This window comes from Niveispirillum lacus (assembly GCF_002251795.1).
GTDB classification, from domain to species: Bacteria; Pseudomonadota; Alphaproteobacteria; order Azospirillales; family Azospirillaceae; genus Niveispirillum; species Niveispirillum lacus.
This window is the reverse complement of record NZ_NOXU01000027.1, coordinates 256048-273329: the sequence shown is the minus strand read 5'-3', so window position 1 is coordinate 273329 and position 17282 is coordinate 256048. Positions and strand designations below refer to the sequence as shown.

The window sequence follows — 17282 nt, the reverse complement described above, 5'->3', positions numbered from 1 at the left end:
CCGTGGCGGGGCGTCCGGTTGGCTTCGGGACATCTCATCCGAAAAAACCCGGCTGATGCCAGGGCCTCCAAATGCATACGCACGACATAGCCTCCCCTCAGCCTTTCTTGGCTGACGGGCGGGCATGATCGCGCGCGTCCGATCCTGAGGGGTCAGGACCAGAGGCGCGGAGTATAGGCAGGGGAAGGGACGAGTCAAGTCGCAACAATGTGCAGTAAAGATGGCTGGGCAAGGGTTTGGCGCATGGCAGGGTCTGCGGCGAAGCGGGTTCTCACATGCCTTCACACCAGGGTTGGCGCTTGCCCCCCTGATAGGGGCGCGCATGGCCCGCGTTTATCATAGCCTGGGCCAGATCGGTTCCATCGGCGAGGGTAACGCGGGCCCTGACCCGCCCACCAAACTTGTCATGTTCGACATCATGCAGCCGGATTGTGCCATTGCCCTTGCCCTCGGTTGCCGTGGCAACAAGGGACGCCAGTTTCTGGCGTGCTTCCTGGGCCATTCGTTTTTCTTCGGCGCAGGCGGAGCGGCTTTCCGGCGTGTCGATCCCGTCGACCCTGACCCTTGTCGTCACCTCCTGGTCCAGCCAGACGGTGACGCGCACAGCCAGGGTATCGCCATCCACCACGGCCGTGACCCGGGCAAGCAGGGGGCCGCTGACCCGGCTGACTGCCGACGACGGCACGACACCCTGCATCAGCAGCGCAACCAGAGCCAGCATGATCAAGGGGCGGCGGCGTGGCATGGTCAGGAAAGGGTTCCGATCGTTAAGCACCCTATTCTAGGCGCATCCCGACCGGAACGGAACAAGAAACTGTGACCATCGTCCTAAGATGAATATACTTAGGATCATTAGCGCAAAAAACACTTACAAGTAGGTTCATCTGCAACTGACAGGATCAGAAATCGCTGCAACGACCCTTGAATTCCCAGTCCCCGAAACGTGTCGGCTCGGGTCCGGCTGGCCCGCCGATCTCGCCTGGGGGCTGGGTGACCGGTTGTTTGCGGGCGGGAGGGGTCTGGGTGGTCGCCTGTTCGGGTGTCTTGGTCTCTGTGTCGGTCATCATGCTCTCCGTCATGCCATTTGGAAGATATGGCGCGGCGCCGTGCTGGCGCCAAGTCTTGATGCGGGTGGTACCGGGGCCATATCTCAATGGCGTACAATCGGGTCCGCGCAACGGTTCAGGCATGAAGGAGCCTTAGGGTCAAAAAATGAACGGCTATTTCCGTACCGCCTTGTTGCTGGCTGGGTTGACGGGCCTTTTCCTGGCCGTCGGCTTCATGCTGGGCGGGCAGTCGGGCATGGTCATCGCATTGGGCGTGGCCGTGGCCATGAACGCCTTTGCCTATTGGAACTCCGACAAGATGGTGCTGCGCATGTATGGCGCGCGTCAGGTGGATGCCGCCAGCGCCCCGCAATTCTACACGATGGTGCAGCGTCTGGCACAGCGGGCAGAACTGCCCATGCCCAAGGTCTTTATCATTGAGAATGAACAGCCCAACGCTTTTGCCACCGGCCGCAACCCGGAGAACGCGGCCGTTGCCGCCACGACCGGGTTGTTGAACCGGTTGTCGGCGGAGGAGGTGGCGGGCGTCATGGCGCATGAACTGGCCCATATCAAGAACCGCGACACACTGATCATGACTGTCACGGCCACGCTGGCCGGTGCCCTGTCCATGCTGGCCAATTTCGCCATGTTTTTCGGCAGCTCTCATTCCAGTGACGGCGAGAATCGCAGCAACCCGCTGGGCTTTGTCGGGGTAATTCTGGTCTCCATCCTGGCCCCGATCGGCGCCATGCTGGTGCAAATGGCCATCAGCCGGTCACGTGAATATGAGGCCGACCGCATCGGCGCCGAAATCAGCGGCCGGCCCGACTGGCTGGCTGATGCGCTGGAAGGTATCCAGAGCGGTGCCACCCGTGTCCCCAATTACCAGGCAGAGAACAACCCCGCCACGGCCCATATGTTCATCATCAACCCGCTCCATGGCCGGGGTGTCGACAGCCTGTTCTCTACTCACCCCAGCACACAGGAGCGGGTCCGTCGGCTGCGGTCCATGGTGCTGGGAGGCACGGTACCGCCACACCGACCTGCGGGCACCCCGCCTCGACGCGGCGGCAGTGTGCCGAATGCCGGCGGCCATCGACCGCAAAAGCCCCGGCCGTGGGGCTGATGCGCCCTCTGTTCGGACCGCGATTGGTCATTGTGCCTAAAGCTGCCGAAGGCACTCGCCGATCAGGTCTGAAAGCCCGATCTGGTTGGTCGGGTGGGCGATGCCATCCGCCGACACGACCGTGTCAATGCCGGCGGCGTTGAAGGCCGCCATCCGGTCCATGGGGAAAACCGCATGCACGGTGGCGGCCAGAACGCGGGCCGCCCCGTGGGCGTAAGCGGCCTTGGCAGCATCAATCAGGGTGCTGCCGGAACTGATGATGTCATCGACAAACAACACAGTCCGGCCCGACAGGTCGGTTCCTTCGGGAAGGCCGACGGACACGTCATGGTCGCCACGCCGCACCTTCAGCCCGACAATGCCTTGGATGCCGGCAGCCTCAGCCGCACCCCGCACCAGATGCTCCGACTCCTCATCCGGTCCCAGCACGACCCAAGCCTGGGCCGTGGCCCCCTGTGCCCTGGCCCAAGCGCCCAGCAGCGGCCCGGCGGACAGGGCGGCCGAGCGGCCACCGGGAAATACCTCGCCCAGATCATGAGTGCGGTGCAGATGCGGATCGACCGTGATGATGCGGTCAAACAGCCCGCCCAGCCAGCGGCCCATGATGCGCTGGCTCACCACCTCTCCGGGCCGGAACTCCATATCCTGGCGCATATAAGCCAGATAGGGGGCGACCAGGGTCAATTCCTTGCACCCGCGCTCGCGCAACGCACCGGCCAGGAAGTGCAGTTCCACCAACTTGTCATTGGGCTGGTCAAGCGATCTGACAATGATGGCCCGGTCTGGGGCGGCCTCCAGCCTGACCAGGCTTTCGCCATCGGGGAATCGGTGCAGCGCCACAGGGTACAGGGCAAGCCCGGTGCGCGCTGAAAGGTTGTCGGCCAGGGCCATCCCCTCCGGAAAGCCGATCAGAATATCCATGATCTTTCCATCCCCACCGGGCCGTTGTCCGGGCCCCTTCTGTGATATCGCGGGATCAAACTACACCTGTCGCCCCGCCGGACGCACGCGGGAAGCGCGGATGTCAAATCACTCTGGCGAAATTTGGCATTTTTAGTTATCGGCTGTAATATCGGGAGGCTTGGGTCATTCTTAGGCAATTGTTGCAAGGTTCACCGATGCGCCGCTTGCTTCGATCATTGCGTTGGCGGCATCTTTGCGCTGGTGTCGTTTGAAAGGGGTGGCCCGATGTGGGGGCTTGGCGGTAGCGGCGGCTTAGATCCGTTGGAACTCTCCGACAAGGAATATGCTGCCCTGGAAGAGGCGCTGATGGCATCTGCCCGCGGGCGGGCCTTTCTGCGCCAGCGCGACCGGCAGACGCGGATCGTGGCCCAGGATGACTGGCGTGCCCTGCTGTCCGGCATGACGGAACAGGTCACACGCCTGCAGGGCATTGGCGGTGCGGCTGCTGCCGGGGCTGTTGTGGCAGACCAGAGCCCGCATCTCCACATCATGCGCGAAGAGCTGAAGCAGCTTTCCAATTACATTGAGCAGACGCGCCAGGAGATTGCCCAACTGCGACCCATGGATGCCGGTGCCAACCGCATCATGGCCGCCACCAACGAACTGGACGCCATCGTCACCGCCACCGAACGCGCCACCTCCGACATTCTGAACGCGACGGAGCGGATACAGGCCCTGGTCGCCCGGTTGCCGTCCAGCGACATCACCAACGATATCGATGCCCAAACCATCGAGATCATGACCGCCTGTTCATTCCAGGACATCACCGGTCAGCGCACCACCAAGGTCGTCAATACGCTGCGTTATATCGAGCAGCGTGTGAACACGATGATCGAGATCTGGGGCGTAGAGGATACGGAAGTTGGCGCCAAAAAGCTGGGCACCGACGGATTGATCGCCCTGCGTCCGGACGACGACCGACCGGACAAGCACCTGTTGCATGGCCCAGCGCTGGAGGCGGTCAGCCAGGCCAATATCGATGCCCTGTTCGACAGTCTGGATGGCCCGGCCATGCCGGCCAAGGCCGATGCCAATGACGCCCTGACCAATATGGATGATTGGGGGCTGCCGGCGGAGGAGATGGCACCACCGCCCCCTCCGCCGCCACCGCCTCCACCGCCGCCCCCTCCACCACCGCCGCCGCCACCCCCACCACCGCCCGCGCCGGCGGCCGGTGCGACGGTGTCGCAGGCCGATATCGACGCCTTGTTCGGATAAGCCGCCATGTCTGCAGACGGCAACAATGTCGCTCCCCGTGTGCGTCTCTCGCAGGCGCAGTTGGACCGCGCGTGCGAACGGCATCTGGCCTACCTGTCGGGCATGCAAGGCGGGGCCAAACTGAGCCTGCCCTTCTTTGACCTGTCGGGCATGTCGTTTAATGCCCGTAACCTGACCAATGCCAACCTGTCGGGTGCCATCCTGCGCGGCACCAGCTTTGTCGGGGCCAAGCTGGACTATGCCGACCTGTTCGGCTGCGACCTGTCCAATGCCGATCTGTCGGGCGCGCAACTGGTGCGCACCGACCTGCGTGCCGCCAGTCTGCGGGGGGCGATCCTGCGCGGCGCCAAGATGGTGGAATGCGACCTGCGTGATGGCAACATGGCCGTCAGCACCCGCAGTGATTTTAAGGTCCTGGGCCTGGATATCGGACCGGCCGACATCTCCTCCGCTGTCATGATCAATGCCGACCTGACACGCGCGCGCCTCACCGGTTCCTGCGCGCGGGAGGCAGATTTCTCCGGTGCCACCATGGCCGGCGCACAACTGGCCCGTGTCGACATGCGCAATGCCCAGTTCAAATCGGCCAACATGGACGGTGTCGATCTGGCGGATGCCGACCTGCGCGGGGCCGACCTGTCCGGTGCCAAGGTTTCGGCCCAAGCCCTGCAAGCCGCCATCCGAACCGATGAGGACGCAGCCCAGCGCGGCGTTGGCCAGCAATCCGAGATGCCACCGGCGCCGCCTGCGCCCGAGGCCATGCCCAACAGTCCGCCACCGCCTGAGCGGTTGGATGCCATGTTGCGCGCCCATGCGCAGTGGGTGGCCACGGGCGGGCAGGCGGGGCACCAACTGGATATCAGCGGACTTGACCTGTCGGGCAGTGACATGGCGGGCCGGGTCCTGACCTTGATGAAGGCGACGGGCGCCAATCTGCGCGGTGCCGACCTGCGCGGCGCCCAGATGCAGGCAGCGCAGCTTTCAGGGGCGGACCTGCGTTCCACCAATCTCAGCTTTGCCGATCTGCGGGGGGCCTGTTTGGACCGCGCCAACCTGATTGATGCGAACATCGAAAAGGCCAACCTGTCCAAACTGAAGACCGCGCGCGGGCACGAGCTGCGCACCTCTCTTGTGCGTGCCCGTCTGGCCGCTGCCATTCTGCGTGGTGCCGACCTGACCCTGGTCGACTTCACCGGTGCAGACCTCTCTGCCACCGTTCTGGATGGCGCCGACCTGACCGGCGCCACGCTGGAGGCGGCACGGGGCATCAATCTCGGGTGACATGGACCCGGCCGGGTTCGGGTGCCCCGTTGCGACAATTCCGCCGACTTGGACATCACACCCCCGTGATCGGAACCGATCATGGGACCTTTATCGCGGCCGCATCCGATCCGGCAGCAGGCCATGCGGCGCAGACAGGCGGGCTGTCAACGCGGTCCATTCGGAGATGGGGTCGTGTCAACTCCGGCCAGATGCAACCAAGTGAAACAGAAAATGAAGGGGTGTTTCACCATGCACGCCTCTCCCGCTCCGAAAGCGGGCGTCTGCGAATGCGCGCGCGGGAATGGCTTTGTTGGGGCAAGAATAACAGGATTGGTGCGGAAAGTCAGCAGATAGGAGCGGATCGCCGTTGTGACGGTATCGGGCCAGAGCCTTGCCCCATCACACATGCAAACGGCGGGGTTGCCCCCGCCGCCTGCCTTACCCCAACCGCTTCGCAAGCCTCAGCCGCGGTTCATGCGGCTGCTGACCAGGTCATTGACCACATTGGGGTCGGCCAGCGTGCTGGTATCGCCCAGGGCTTCATGTTCGTTGGCGGCGATCTTGCGCAGGATGCGGCGCATGATCTTGCCCGACCGGGTCTTGGGCAGGCCGGGAGCCCACTGGATCAGATCGGGTGTAGCGATGGGGCCGATTTCCTTGCGGACCCAGGCGACCAGTTCCTTGCGTAACTCTTCTGTCGGGTCCTCCCCGGCATTCAGCGTCACATAGGCGTAGATGCCCTGGCCCTTCAGGTCGTGCGGGTAGCCGACCACAGCGGCCTCTGCCACCTTGGGATGGGCGACCAGGGCGCTTTCAATTTCGGCGGTGCCCAGGCGGTGGCCGGATACATTGATCACGTCATCGACGCGGCCCGTGATCCAGTAATAGCCGTCCTCGTCGCGGCGGCAGCCGTCGCCGGTGAAATACTTACCCTTGAAGGTGCTGAAATAGGTCTGGATGAAGCGTTCATGGTCGCCGAACACGGTCCGCATCTGACCCGGCCAGCTATCCACAATGCAGAGATTACCCTCTGTCGCCCCTTCCAGGATGGTGCCTTCATTGTCCACCACCTGCGGCTGGACACCGAAGAAGGGCAGGGTGGCCGACCCTGGCTTCTGCCCGATGGCGCCCGGTAGCGGGGTGATCAGGATGCCGCCGGTTTCCGTCTGCCACCAGGTGTCGACGATCGGGCAGCGGCCATCGCCCACCACGCCGTGATACCACAGCCAAGCCTCTGGATTGATGGGCTCACCCACCGAACCCAGCAGGCGCAGGGAGGCGCGGCTGGTCTTCTTTACCGGCGCCTCGCCCTCACGCATCAGGGCGCGGATGGCGGTGGGGGCGGTGTAGAAGATGTTTACCTTGTGCTTGTCGATCACCTCCCAGAACCGGCTGACCGACGGGTAATTGGGAATGCCTTCAAACATCAGGGTCGTGGCGCCATTGGCCAGCGGGCCATAGACGATATAGCTGTGCCCGGTGACCCAGCCCACGTCAGCGGTGCACCAGTATATGTCGCCCTCGTGATAATCGAAGACATATTGGTGCGTCATGGCAGCATAAACGAGATAGCCGCCGGTCGTGTGCAAGACGCCCTTGGGCTTGCCCGTGGAACCCGACGTATAGAGGATGAACAGCGGGTCTTCGGCCCCCATCACTTCGGCGGCGTTCTCAGCGGAAACCTTCGCCATTTCATCATGGTACCAATGGTCACGGGCTTCATTCCAGGCAACGTTGCCGCCCGTGCGCTTGACCACGATCACCGAGGTCACGCCCGGCGCTTTTTCCAGCGCCTTATCGACATTGGCTTTCAACGGCACCTTGCGGCCACCGCGCAGGCCTTCATCGGCGGTGATGACCAGTTTGCTGTCGCAATCAACGATACGGTCATAGAGGCTGTCGGGGGAGAAACCGCCGAACACGATGGAATGGATGGCCCCGACCCGCGCGCAGGCCAGCATGGCATAGGCCGCTTCCGGGATCATCGGCAGATAGATGGTGACGCGGTCGCCCTTTTTGACGCCCTGTGCCTTCAGCACATTGGCCAGACGGCTGACCTTCTCATGCAACTCACGATAGGTGATGTGGGCGGATTCGGCCGGGTTGTCGCCTTCCCAGATGATGGCCGTCTGATCCCCGCGCGTGGCCAGATGCCGGTCAACGCAATTATAGGCGACGTTGGTGGTGCCATCCTCAAACCAGCGGATGGAGACATCGCCCTCAAAGCTGGTGTTTTTTACCTTCGTATAGGGAGTGAACCAGTCGATCCGCTTGCCATGCTCGCCCCAGAACGCATCCGGGTCCTTCACCGACTGTTCGTACATGGCCTTGTACTTGGCCTCGTCGACCCAGGCGGCGGCGGCCACCTCTTCCGTCACGGGAAAGAAAGTCGGGCTGCTCATGGCGTTGTTTCTCCCAAGTTTGGCGGGTGGTGACATCACCTCGCCGGTTGGTTGCCGGCCCCGCTTATCACTGGCGTCCGGAAGGGGGCGGCGTTGTCCGCGCCTGTCGGTCCCGTTCGCTTACGCAATTTATGTAAGCACTGGGCGCTGACATGGGAACATGTACATTCGTCGCGTGCGCATTTCGACGCATTCAACGGTTTTTCCAGGGAAATGTTGACACCGCCATACTGCGTGCGGGGTCTTGTGCGGCATGGTATGGTTGACGTTACGCAGTATGGAAACAAGGCGGGCAGGGAATGAGCGGGGTGATTCCCGAAGAGGGGGACAAGCATGGCCCCGGTGACGACCCGGCCCGTCTGGGTTTGCGCACCAGTCTGATGACCCTGAACCTGTTGCTGTCATCCCTGCCGACGGGCGCATCGGGCTTTGCCGATGCGGCGGCCGATGCCCGCTGTCTGTCGCGGCGTATTGCCAGGGCGGTGGGTGATTTCGGTGATGTGATGTGCAAGGCCGGGTAACGCGCCGCAGGCTTTGCCTTCACCCTAGCTTTTTCGCGGCTCCACCGTCGCCGGGGCAACAGCTTCTTGGTATTGATCGGTTGGCTTTGTGCGGTTTTCTGGAAGACCTCTCAGGTTCTTCCCATCAATCCCCGACCGCCACCACCCCATCATGGACCGTCAGCGGTACCGACCGCAGCGGGCGGCCTGCACAGGGGCCGATGATGCACATGCCATCTTCGACCCGGAACTGGGCGCCGTGCGTGCTGCATTGAAGCCAGCGGCCATCGATGCTCATGAAATCGTCCGGGTCCATTTCCAACGGCACCCCGACATGCGGGCAGGCGTTACGGTAACCGAAAACCTTGTCGCCCTTGCGGGCCACCAGGATCTTCACTTTCGTTTCGCCCTTCGGCCAGTCGAAGCCGCGTGCCGTGCCGTCGGGGATTTCCGCCACCCGGCACAGGACATGGCCGCCGCTCATGCCGGCACCCCGGCCAGGGCGCAGATATGAGCCCATTGATCGTCCGTGACGGGGCAGACGGAGAGACGCGACTGTTTGATCAACTGCATATCAGCCAGGGCGGGGTCACCCTTCATCTGCTTCAAGGTGACGGGGGTCTTCACGGCTGTCACTGGCTTCAGATCCACCATCACGAAGCGGCCGGCCGGATCGGACGGGTCGGGATAGGCCTCGCGGACGATCTCCGCGATGCCGACAATCTCCAGCCCTTCGTTGGAATGATAGAAGAAAGCCCGCTCACCGACCTTCATGGTCTTCAGATTAAGGGCCGCCTGATGGTTGCGCACACCATCCCAATGGGTGCGGCCATCGGCCACGAACGTGTCCCAGGAATATTTGAACGGTTCGGACTTCACCAGCCAGTAGGCCATGGTTGGTAACCTTTTCCTTGTTCGCTCAGGCGCGGGGCGCGGTCATCCGGCAGGGTAACGGCCTCGCGCTGCGGGCCGGCGGTCGCATTCTGCATCCTATCGGATTTCGCCGTGCGGCGGGCTTACGGCAGGACCTTGCGATAGGGGCGGATGCTCACCGACTGGAACAGCCCGGCCTTGGCATAAGGGTCGCCGGCAGCAAAGGCCTCGGCAGCATTCTTGTCGGCAAATTCCATGATCAGCAGGCTGCCCACCGGCTTTTCACCGGCATCATCCAGCAGCGGGCCCACAATGGCGATCTGCGGCAAAAAGCCATTCAGATAGTCGAGATGCGCCGGGCGGTTGGCCATGCGCAGATCCAACTTGTCGGGTTTATCGAGACAGGTAATGGCAAAAAGCATGGGATGATCCCGTCAGTTCGTGATGACGCTGTCATGCTTGGAGTGTGACCAATTCAAATAGGCTGATTTGAACTGTTCGCCACACGACAGAGCAAAAGCGGCGTGTTGATCTGATGTTTTTATAAACTTGGATCGGATTCTAGCCGGGCCGCCAGCCCTCGTCCAGAGGGGCGTCAGGCTTCGACCAGTTCCAGCAACTGCCCATCGGGTGCAAAGCAGGCACAGATCAACCGCCCGCCAAACCCGGCCCCACCATCCAGGCTGGCTGTGAAGTCGGTGACGGTCGGCCCTGGCCCATGGGTTGGATCATAGCCGCGGACGACCCGGCGGAAACCGTTATACGGTTCGGCGATGCGGGTAAAGCTGCTGCCGCCCCACCAGAAGATATCCGCCTGCATGTGTAAGGGTTTGGCCGGGTCCAATCCGGCATTGACGAACAGCAGATCAGTGGGGCTGCCGTCGCTGGCACTGGTATAGGCGCAGCGGCGCACAGCACTTAGCAGATTGTCATGACCGGGGGCGGCGCGCAGGGCAGCCCGCAACTCTCCGGTCCAGCGCGCCAGGGTCACGGCACCGTCGCGGGCCGCAGCCAGGCCGTGCTGGGCATTGCCGCCATAGGCCGCCAGGGTCGTGTCCAGACCTTGACCGATCATCCATTGAAGGACGGCGGCAGGGTCCGGGGCGAATTGCAGTTGCAGCAGCTTGTGCCACATTTCCTCCTGCCCGCCGCGCAGATAGGTGATGTCGGTGACCACCACCCCACGCAACGCCAGGATCTGACGACGGAAGGAGAGCAATTCTTCCATCGTGTCGCGCACGGCAGTGCCGCGACCGATCATATTGCCCAGATAGACCAGACGGTCACCGGGATAAAACCGTTTGCAAACGTCATCATGCAGGGCCGCCAGCCGTGTGGCCTCGCCATGGATGGCGCCAACGGCCCAGACACGGCGGGGACGACCCAACAAGGCATATTTGCGATCATCCGACATGGGTACCCGGCAGTAACGTCGCGCGGCCAGTGTAGGACTTGCGGCGGTGCAAAAAAAGAGGCGTTCAGCCCGTGAACGCCTCTTACATACTAAATATCCCACAATTGTAACAGCGGGATGCTTGATCTTGTGTGCGGCTGGTCTGGCCTGCGCCCTCCGGCGGCAGGCCAGGACAGCATCAGGCGGCCTTGCTCAGCACCGCTTCCAGCTTCTCGGTCGCCTTGCGTTCGTCGATCTTCTCGACCACCGCCAGCTCCCGGGCCAGACGCTCCAGGGCGGCATGATAGATCTGCCGTTCGCTGTAGGACTGGTCGGACTGATCTTCCCCGCGATACAGGTCACGCACGACCTCCGCGATGGAAACCGGGTCACCGGAATTGATCTTCGCCTCATATTCCTGGGCGCGACGGCTCCACATGATCCGCTTGATCTTGCTGGGGCCCTGCAGGGTCTCCATCGCGGCCTTGATCCGGTCCTTGGTGGACAGACGGCGCAGGCCGGAAGCCTTAGCCTTCGCCACCGGTACCTTCAGCGTCATCCGTTCCTTTTCGAACTGGATGGCGTACAGCGTCACGCTCATGTCGGCGATGCTGTGCGTTTCGATCCCGATGATCTGACCCACGCCGTGGGCCGGATACACAACGTGATCCCCAGTGGTGAAATCTAGGCTCTCGGACATGTTCGGTTGCTCTCTTCTTCCGCGCGGGCGGCGCGCCACGGGAACAAAAATAACTCAAGCCCCGACCGCGCCGGCGGCGGGACCCATACTAACGAAACACTGCGATGGCGAAAGCGGTCGGCACATCAAGCCACAATCACGGGCGCCGTGCCGAACCTCGCTGAATGGAATATAGTCGATGTTACGCCAACATGACAGAGGCGGAACGCATTGTTCGCCATCCGTTCCGCGCAAAGCGCGTTATGTCGGTCATGCGCCCATCGCATGGGCATGGCGCCGGCTTCTTAACCATCGGTCAAGCTTTTTGGACAGGGCCGGCGCCGCAGCCTGTTCCGGGCCGTGTTACTTGCCTGGCTTGGGGCTGAAATGCTGGGCGAACTTATCCGGCACACCCTTCCAGTCGTCGGCATCGGGCAGCGGGTCCTTGCGCCGATTGATCACCGGCCACTGTCCGGCGTATTCGCGATTCATGGCCAACCACTGCTCAGCGCGCGGGTCGGTGTCGGGCAGGATGGCTTCCGCCGGGCATTCCGGCTCGCACACGCCGCAATCAATGCATTCGTCGGGATGGATGACCAGCGTGTTCTCACCCTCGTAGAAGCAGTCCACCGGACAGACTTCGACGCAGTCAGTGTACTTGCACTTGATGCAGGCCTCGGTGACGACGTAGGGCATCCCCAAACTCCAACAAACATGCCGCGCGCGACGTGGATCAGACAGGGGCAGAGGTAGACAATCCCCGCATTGTGCGCAACTGCTTCCATGGTATCAGCGGTCATGCGCCCGCCAAAGGGCTGAAGCAGGATCAGGGGATTGACCGGATGACCGACGAGAAACGCCACGCGCCCGCCACGCTGCGCAATCGTCAGCCGCTGTTGGAGGCCCTGCGCCCCCATCTGCCAAACACCGGGTTACTGCTGGAGATTGCCAGCGGCAGTGGCGAGCATGCGGTTTTCCTGGCTGAAAACCTGCCTGGCCTGGTCTGGCAGCCCAGCGACCGGGACGCCGACGCGTTGTCCAGCATCCGCGCCTGGATGGGTGACGCGGCCTTGCCCAATATCCAGCCCCCCTTGCTGCTCGATGCCGGCGATCCCCGGACCTGGCCGGATCTGCGGCCCGATGCGATCCTGTGCGTCAACATGATCCACATCGCCCCGTGGTCGGCCACGCTGGGTCTGTTCGCCGGTGCCGCTTCGCTGCTCCGTCCGGGGGCGCCCCTGTGCCTTTACGGTCCATACAAGCGGGCCGGACAGCACACGGCGGAAAGCAATGCTGCCTTTGATGCCGATCTGCGTGCCCGCGACCCGGCATGGGGGGTGCGGGACCTGGAGGCGGTGGCAGAAGTGGCGGTCGGCCATGGTTTTGCCCCGCCGGTGATTGTGGAGATGCCGGCCAACAATCTGACGGTCATTTTCCGGAAGGCTCAATAATCCCACTGGAACTGCACACCGACCTTGCTCTCGGTCCCGACCTCGCCGCGGGCCTTGATATGGTCGGTAATGCCATACTCGACCGTTGCCTTGCTCTGGCCCGTGCCCAGCTCCTGCTCCACCCCGACATAGATGTTGTCACCGATATAGCGACCAGCGGCCACGGTGCCGGCCCCGCTTCCGTCCTCGCTGCCACGGAATTCCAGGCGATCGACACCCAGGGACCGTTTGACATTGTCGACAAAACCCGGACCGCCGCCAAAAAGGCCGGATAATTGCGCCGCCGACTGCGCCAACTGCACGGCTTCAAGGGCCGACAATTGTCCGGCCCCGCGGTTGAAAAGCAGCCGAGCCAGCACCTCATCCTCAGGATAGGGCGGTTGTGAGGACAGTTTGACAGACGGCTTCGACGGGCGGCCGGTGACAGCGACAATGGCGGTCAGTTCCCCGCGCTGTGTCCGGGCCTCCATATCCAGGGATGGGTCCAGGGTGCCATCGCCCAGGAAGGTGATATTGGCGCGCGACAGGGTAAAGGTCTGACCCAGCAGGGCCAATTCGCCCTTTACCAGAGAGACATTGCCGGATACCAGCGGCAGGTCCGCCGTCCCCCGCAATTTCAGGGCGGCTTTCAGTTCCGCATCCAGCCCGCGCCCGCCAATGTAAACCTTGTTGGGCGCCTCGATATCGATGTTCAGCCGGACGATAATGGCGGGCGTGTCGTTGCCTGCTGCGTCGGCGGCAGCATCGCTGTCGGCGCCGGGTGGGCCAAGACGGCGGGGGCGGTTGATCTCCACCACCTTCACTTCCACCACGGTGGGCGGCAGTTTGTCGGGGATGCGGATATGGGCGTTGGCCACGTCCACGCGGCCGGCGATCATCATGTCGGTGGGCATGCCGGTTACGGTGATTTCCGCCCCGGCCACCGCTTCCACCATATCAATGCCTGCCAGTTTGGCTTTGGTCGCCGTCAGGCGCAGGTCGATCTGCCGGTCACCCCGTTCGGGCCGCAACCCGACGCTGCCGGCCACAGAGACGGTACCGCCACCCGGCGTCTTGCCTTCAAACCTTTCAATCAGCAGTCCCTGCGGGTCGCCCTTCAGTACGGCCTGGATATCCGTGACCAGCGTGCCCCATTGCTGGTTTTCATAGCGTGCATTGTTCAAGGTCACACTGCCTGTCAGTTGCCGGTCGGCCAGTGTGCCGCCCAGCGTCAGGTCCATGACCATCTGTCCACCCAGCCGATCACCGCTTGTAGCCAGCAGGTCATTGAGCCGGCGCAGCGCCAGATTGCCCTCCAGCCGGCCGTTGACCGGCTTGTCGGTGGGGATGGTGATGGCCGTGACCGTCCCCTGCATCTCCAACGGCAGGTTGGCGCGGGCCGACAGGCCGACACCCGATCCGGCACTGTCGATGCGGGCGTCCAGCGCCACACGACCGGCCTGCCAGTCCGCGGTCAGGGTGGCCCCCAGCGGAGACGGCCCCTTCAGCACCTGTGGTGCCAGCGCGAAATCGGACAGGGTCAGGTCCAAGCGGCCGCGCGGGTCAGCCACGGTGCCCGACAGGCTGGCCGTTCCATCCAGGTGACCATAGAGCGTCAGGGTTGGGTCGATCAGGCGCACCCAGGTGAGGGGCAGCCGGGTCAGCGATAAATGCCCGCCCAGACCCGTAGATGACAGGTCAGCAGTGACCGCCACCCGCGCATCGCCGGCCAGCAGCACCAGCCCCTGGACGCCGATCACCCCATTCCCGATGGCCAGGGAAGCGGGGTTGGCCAAACGGAAGTCGGTATCGGCATACGCGCCCGTCAGGGTGGCCAGCCCCATGCGGGTGATACCGTCCTTGGCGCCGGTGGCCAGTTGCCCGTCCAGTGTGAGACGGACCGGCACCGATCCACGCTTGCCCGACAGGTCGAATGCCAGGGCCGCGGCTGACAGGGGGCCACGCATGGAGCCGGTGATCCGGTCCAGGTCAAGGGTGCCGGCATCAAGGCCGGTGATATTGAACCCCGCGTCAATACCGGAAGCGCCGGGCGCAGCCTCCAGGCGTGCCGCCAGGGAGAGTGTGGCCACCTTCTGTCCATGCCAGCGACGCCACAGTTTCTTGAAATCGGCCTTGATGCTGGCCGATTGCTGCCCACCATCATGTGACAGGGCCACATTCACCGTGCCATTGCCCCAGACCTCATCCCCGGCAATGAAGGCCAGGATGCCCAGATCGGGCACTGTGCCTGCCACATGCCCGGCGGCGAGCCCGCTGCTGGTTTCCAATCTCAGGTCGCCCTCGAACCGGTTCAGGCCGATGACCGCGTCAATCCCCGACAGCGACAGGGTTGAACCTGAATGACCAAGGTCGCTGCCAAGGGCGATACGCTGGCCGTTCAGGGTGGTTTCCAGGTCCAACCGGCCCTTCGATGCCTTGGGTAGTCCGCTCAGCCGGGCGGCCAGGCGGGTATCAACCAGCCGCAGCCCATCGATCTCCAGCCCGTCTCCCGCCATTTCCAGGCTCAGCGTGTCGGGTGAGGGGCTTTTCAGCCGGGCGGTGACGGCGCCGGCCATCCGGATGCCCAGGGCTGGGGTCAGGGGTGACAGGTCCGCCACTTGCACCAATGCATCGGCACGGAGCCCGGCGGGTCCAAAGCGGCCTTCCCCCCCAATCGTCAACTGTGGATTGCGGATCGACAGCCGGTGCAGCACGGTGTCCGTTCCGGCGGTGAGGTCGGCGGAAAATTCCGTGCGACCGGACAGCAGCGGGTCCAGGGCCGTGATGCCGGCGGCCAGGTCCCGTCCCTCCCCCTTGACCTGCAGTGCCGTCTGTCCCGCCTGTCGGCGCAGGGTGGCCTCTGCTGTCAGGAGCCCAGCCAGATTGCGGCCGGTCAGTCCCGACAGGGGAGCCACGTCCTTGACCGACAGGGTCAAGGTCAGGTCGCCATCCCGGCCCCACCCGGTAAGGGTCCCGGCGGCCGTAGCGGACAGGGCCGTGCCGACAAAGCCCGATTTGGCGATGTCGATGCGCCCGCTGCCGGGCGTGAGGGTGGTTTCCGCCGTCAACCGGGCGCTGGGACCGGTGAGGCTGGCCAGAGGCCCCGCTGCCCCCTGCATCTGAAGTTCGGTGGTGATGGACAGCGTGTCCCGGCCCTTGCCCACCAGCTTTACGCCCAGGCGTTCCACTGTGAGGTCGGGCAACCGGATAGTGTCCAATGCCAGGTCGGTGGCCAGTTGTGGCAGCTCGGGTGTGCCGGTCAGGGTCAGGCTGCCGCGAAAGGCGGAGAGGGTGGCGGGGGCGGTCAGCGGTGACAGGAAGGCCCCGTCCGGCATCTCCACCCAGGCGCCGACATTCAACGCGCGGGTTTGCAGGTCAAACTGCCCACCGCCGGAAAGGGTGCCGGCCGCCGTGCGGATGCTGACACCATCCAGGGCCAGAAGCATACCGGGATCAACCAGGCCCCCCGCCCCGATACGCAGGTCCGGGCCGACCAGGGGGCGGAGGGCAGGCGGCAGAAGCGCCAGCACATTGCCCGACAGATCCAGCCCGAAAGTCAGCTTGTCCCCCGAGGGCCGAATGCGGAATTCAGCCGTGGCATCGGCGGCATCCCCCGCCTTGGCCGTAGCCTTGCCGGTCCAGTCGGTCAGCGGTCCATCGCCTTTCAGCGTCAGGCTTACCGGCGGGCGGCCGGGTATGCCCAGCAGTTGGGCAATCAGGCCGTTGCCCTGTTCAAGGGCTTCAGCCGCAAGGGTCATGCGGCGCCCCGGCACAAATTCGCCGGAGATGGACAGGGTGCCCGGATGATCGTCGATGCGTTTCACATCCAACGAACCGGCACCGCCCAGAGCACCAGACGGCAGTCTGGCCTGCCCTGTGGCGCTGATCACAGCCGTGCTGCCGCCCAACAGATCGGCCCCCAGTGTCACCCGGTCCAACGCCAGACGGGAGAGGGTGACAGAAACGGGCAGGCGGGGCAGGCCCGCAGCGTTGGTGGGGGCATCAGGTTTTGGCAGGGGCGGGCGCATGATATCGATGGTCGCCGCCGACAATGTGTCGATGCTGGCGGACCGGGACAGCAGCGCCCAGGGATTCCAGGCCAGATGCACGCCTGTCACGGACAGCCACACCCCATCGGCATCGGCCAGGGTGAGGCGGGCCAGACGCAGATCGAAAAGCGATCCGTCCGCCCCGTCGATCACCAACCCGTCGACATGGGTTCGCGCCTGGTCCAGCACGAAATCGCGCCCCGATGGCGTGGCCAGCCAGATCCCGGCGGACAGGCCCAGCAGCATGCTCAGCGCCACAAGCAAAGCAAACCCGGCCGCAATCCAGGTGAGGACGGGGTGTGCGCGGTGGATCGTTACCGTCATCGCCGCCTCCCCC

The 17282-nt window shown here is 63.8% G+C and carries 16 protein-coding genes; 5 read left to right on the top strand and 11 right to left on the bottom strand.

The window, feature by feature from the left end; genetic code table 11:
* Positions 1-271: 271 nt before the first annotated feature.
* Together CHU95_RS10380 and CHU95_RS22880 are read right to left on the bottom strand one after the other, a co-directional pair.
* Positions 272-745, bottom strand: a complete 474-nt coding sequence (locus CHU95_RS10380) for a thermonuclease family protein (protein ID WP_245838114.1) — start codon at positions 743-745, stop codon at positions 272-274.
* Between the two features lie 154 nt (positions 746-899).
* The gene (locus CHU95_RS22880) at positions 900-1067 is read right to left on the bottom strand and encodes a succinate dehydrogenase assembly factor 4 (protein ID WP_245838112.1); all 168 of its coding nucleotides are present in this window, start codon (positions 1065-1067) and stop codon (positions 900-902) included.
* Between the two features lie 145 nt (positions 1068-1212).
* Here CHU95_RS22880 and htpX point away from each other — a divergent pair, with 145 nt between their 5' ends.
* Positions 1213-2175, top strand: coding sequence for a zinc metalloprotease HtpX (gene htpX, locus CHU95_RS10370; RefSeq protein WP_094456254.1), 963 nt, complete (start codon positions 1213-1215; stop codon positions 2173-2175).
* A 36-nt stretch (positions 2176-2211) separates the two neighbouring features.
* Here the strand turns inward: htpX and CHU95_RS10365 are convergent, their stop codons facing one another.
* Positions 2212-3096: a ribose-phosphate diphosphokinase gene (locus CHU95_RS10365; RefSeq protein ID WP_094456253.1), complete on the bottom strand. Its 885-nt coding sequence runs from the start codon at positions 3094-3096 to the stop codon at positions 2212-2214.
* A 267-nt stretch (positions 3097-3363) separates the two neighbouring features.
* On the opposite strand from CHU95_RS10365, the gene CHU95_RS23040 reads away from it, so the two are divergent.
* Entirely contained in the window at positions 3364-4356 is a 993-nt protein-coding gene (locus CHU95_RS23040) for a protein phosphatase CheZ (RefSeq protein ID WP_094456252.1), read from the top strand.
* Between the two features lie 6 nt (positions 4357-4362).
* A complete protein-coding gene (locus tag CHU95_RS10355) occupies positions 4363-5637 on the top strand; it encodes a pentapeptide repeat-containing protein (RefSeq protein ID WP_094456251.1) in 1275 nt (424 codons plus the stop codon).
* 443 nt (positions 5638-6080) lie between these two features.
* Here CHU95_RS10355 and acs read toward each other — a convergent pair whose 3' ends face one another.
* Positions 6081-8021 (bottom strand): acetate--CoA ligase, encoded by a 1941-nt coding sequence (gene acs, locus CHU95_RS10350; RefSeq protein WP_094456250.1) that lies wholly within the window; start codon positions 8019-8021, stop codon positions 6081-6083.
* 299 nt (positions 8022-8320) lie between these two features.
* Here acs and CHU95_RS10345 point away from each other — a divergent pair, with 299 nt between their 5' ends.
* Positions 8321-8542, top strand: coding sequence for a hypothetical protein (locus CHU95_RS10345; protein WP_094456249.1), 222 nt, complete (start codon positions 8321-8323; stop codon positions 8540-8542).
* 124 nt (positions 8543-8666) lie between these two features.
* Here the strand turns inward: CHU95_RS10345 and CHU95_RS10340 are convergent, their stop codons facing one another.
* From CHU95_RS10340 to fdxA, 6 genes are all read right to left on the bottom strand, one after another.
* Positions 8667-9005: a Rieske (2Fe-2S) protein gene (locus CHU95_RS10340; RefSeq protein WP_094456248.1), complete on the bottom strand. Its 339-nt coding sequence runs from the start codon at positions 9003-9005 to the stop codon at positions 8667-8669.
* Entirely contained in the window at positions 9002-9415 is a 414-nt protein-coding gene (locus tag CHU95_RS10335; protein WP_094456247.1) for an EVE domain-containing protein, read from the bottom strand. The genes CHU95_RS10340 and CHU95_RS10335 overlap by 4 nt, the downstream gene beginning before the upstream one ends.
* A 122-nt stretch (positions 9416-9537) precedes the next feature.
* Positions 9538-9816 carry a YciI family protein gene (locus CHU95_RS10330; RefSeq protein ID WP_094456246.1) on the bottom strand — a complete coding sequence of 93 codons (279 nt, stop codon included), beginning with the start codon at positions 9814-9816 and terminating at the stop codon, positions 9538-9540.
* Positions 9817-9989: 173 nt separating this feature from the next.
* The gene (locus CHU95_RS10325) at positions 9990-10808 is read right to left on the bottom strand and encodes a metallophosphoesterase family protein (RefSeq protein WP_094456245.1); all 819 of its coding nucleotides are present in this window, start codon (positions 10806-10808) and stop codon (positions 9990-9992) included.
* Positions 10809-10986: 178 nt separating this feature from the next.
* Positions 10987-11487 (bottom strand): CarD family transcriptional regulator, encoded by a 501-nt coding sequence (locus CHU95_RS10320; RefSeq protein ID WP_054168790.1) that lies wholly within the window; start codon positions 11485-11487, stop codon positions 10987-10989.
* A 342-nt stretch (positions 11488-11829) separates the two neighbouring features.
* Entirely contained in the window at positions 11830-12162 is a 333-nt protein-coding gene (fdxA, locus tag CHU95_RS10315) for a ferredoxin FdxA (RefSeq protein ID WP_094456244.1), read from the bottom strand.
* A 146-nt stretch (positions 12163-12308) separates the two neighbouring features.
* Between fdxA and CHU95_RS10310 the strand changes: the two genes are divergently transcribed.
* A complete protein-coding gene (locus CHU95_RS10310) occupies positions 12309-12917 on the top strand; it encodes a DUF938 domain-containing protein (RefSeq protein WP_094456310.1) in 609 nt (202 codons plus the stop codon).
* Here the strand turns inward: CHU95_RS10310 and CHU95_RS10305 are convergent.
* Positions 12911-17269: a translocation/assembly module TamB domain-containing protein gene (locus CHU95_RS10305; protein WP_094456243.1), complete on the bottom strand. Its 4359-nt coding sequence runs from the start codon at positions 17267-17269 to the stop codon at positions 12911-12913. The two genes, CHU95_RS10310 and CHU95_RS10305, sit on opposite strands and share 7 nt — an antisense overlap.
* Between the last annotated feature and the right edge of the window lie 13 nt (positions 17270-17282).

What these genes read in the sequence shown, in the direction of transcription:
- CHU95_RS10310 (WP_094456310.1), top strand. Translation starts at nt 12,309, where the DNA reads ATGACCGACGAGAAACGCCACGCGCCCGCCACGCTGCGCAATCGTCAG.
- htpX (WP_094456254.1), top strand. Translation starts at nt 1,213, where the DNA reads ATGAACGGCTATTTCCGTACCGCCTTGTTGCTGGCTGGGTTGACGGGC.
- CHU95_RS22880 (WP_245838112.1), bottom strand. Translation starts at nt 1,067, where the DNA reads ATGATGACCGACACAGAGACCAAGACACCCGAACAGGCGACCACCCAG.
- CHU95_RS10305 (WP_094456243.1), bottom strand. Translation starts at nt 17,269, where the DNA reads ATGACGGTAACGATCCACCGCGCACACCCCGTCCTCACCTGGATTGCG.
- fdxA (WP_094456244.1), bottom strand. Translation starts at nt 12,162, where the DNA reads ATGCCCTACGTCGTCACCGAGGCCTGCATCAAGTGCAAGTACACTGAC.
- CHU95_RS10345 (WP_094456249.1), top strand. Translation starts at nt 8,321, where the DNA reads ATGAGCGGGGTGATTCCCGAAGAGGGGGACAAGCATGGCCCCGGTGAC.
- CHU95_RS10325 (WP_094456245.1), bottom strand. Translation starts at nt 10,808, where the DNA reads ATGTCGGATGATCGCAAATATGCCTTGTTGGGTCGTCCCCGCCGTGTC.
- CHU95_RS10380 (WP_245838114.1), bottom strand. Translation starts at nt 745, where the DNA reads ATGCCACGCCGCCGCCCCTTGATCATGCTGGCTCTGGTTGCGCTGCTG.
- CHU95_RS10355 (WP_094456251.1), top strand. Translation starts at nt 4,363, where the DNA reads ATGTCTGCAGACGGCAACAATGTCGCTCCCCGTGTGCGTCTCTCGCAG.
- CHU95_RS10340 (WP_094456248.1), bottom strand. Translation starts at nt 9,005, where the DNA reads ATGAGCGGCGGCCATGTCCTGTGCCGGGTGGCGGAAATCCCCGACGGC.
- CHU95_RS10320 (WP_054168790.1), bottom strand. Translation starts at nt 11,487, where the DNA reads ATGTCCGAGAGCCTAGATTTCACCACTGGGGATCACGTTGTGTATCCG.
- CHU95_RS10365 (WP_094456253.1), bottom strand. Translation starts at nt 3,096, where the DNA reads ATGGATATTCTGATCGGCTTTCCGGAGGGGATGGCCCTGGCCGACAAC.
- CHU95_RS10330 (WP_094456246.1), bottom strand. Translation starts at nt 9,816, where the DNA reads ATGCTTTTTGCCATTACCTGTCTCGATAAACCCGACAAGTTGGATCTG.
- CHU95_RS10335 (WP_094456247.1), bottom strand. Translation starts at nt 9,415, where the DNA reads ATGGCCTACTGGCTGGTGAAGTCCGAACCGTTCAAATATTCCTGGGAC.
- CHU95_RS23040 (WP_094456252.1), top strand. Translation starts at nt 3,364, where the DNA reads ATGTGGGGGCTTGGCGGTAGCGGCGGCTTAGATCCGTTGGAACTCTCC.
- acs (WP_094456250.1), bottom strand. Translation starts at nt 8,021, where the DNA reads ATGAGCAGCCCGACTTTCTTTCCCGTGACGGAAGAGGTGGCCGCCGCC.